The 530-nt window shown below is 64.0% G+C and carries 1 pseudogene; it reads left to right on the top strand.

From position 1 onward, the window contains the following. Positions 1 to 149: pseudogene (locus ABD323_RS42540) on the top strand (prephenate dehydratase); the annotation flags it as partial. Between the last annotated feature and the right edge of the window lie 381 nt (positions 150 to 530).

Raw genomic sequence — 530 nt, 5'->3', positions numbered from 1 at the left:
GGATCTGCCCGCAGGTGCGGTTCCTCGGCTCCTATCCGCGGGCGGACCAGGGCCGGCCGACCGCGCTGCGGCCCGGCACCTCGGACGAGGATTTCAGCCTGGCCGCGGACTGGCTCTCCCGGGCACTGGACGGGCGCGGCGAGGCTTGAGGGCACTCCGGCCGAAGATGATCTAAATCGATCATTTCGCGCCTGGAAATGCCACTTTTCGACACGCCCATAGCTTCACGGGGGGGGGGGCGGACGGCTTCGTCCACAGTCCCCCGGTCCATCCACAGGCGGGCGACAGCCGAGTTATCCACAGTTATCCACAGGCTTGGGGACGAGTCGACAAACCGGCATATCCACTGGCTGGGCCGGTCAGATCATCCGCTTCTCCGCCAGAGCCGACTAATCGGACCAGAGTCATCCTTCTTCTTCCAAATCACCCGTCCGAGTGCGCGAATTCCCTCACCCGAGAGGAGGAATCGAGGTTTGAAACCTCAATTCCTTCGCAGATCAACGGCCCGGCCTGCACATGCCGGGCATCCA

It is taken from the genome of Kitasatospora nipponensis, from assembly GCF_039528135.1.
GTDB lineage: Bacteria > Actinomycetota > Actinomycetes > Streptomycetales > Streptomycetaceae > Kitasatospora > Kitasatospora nipponensis.
The sequence above is the reverse complement of the archived record's forward strand: the minus strand, read 5'-3'. Positions and strand labels throughout refer to the sequence as shown.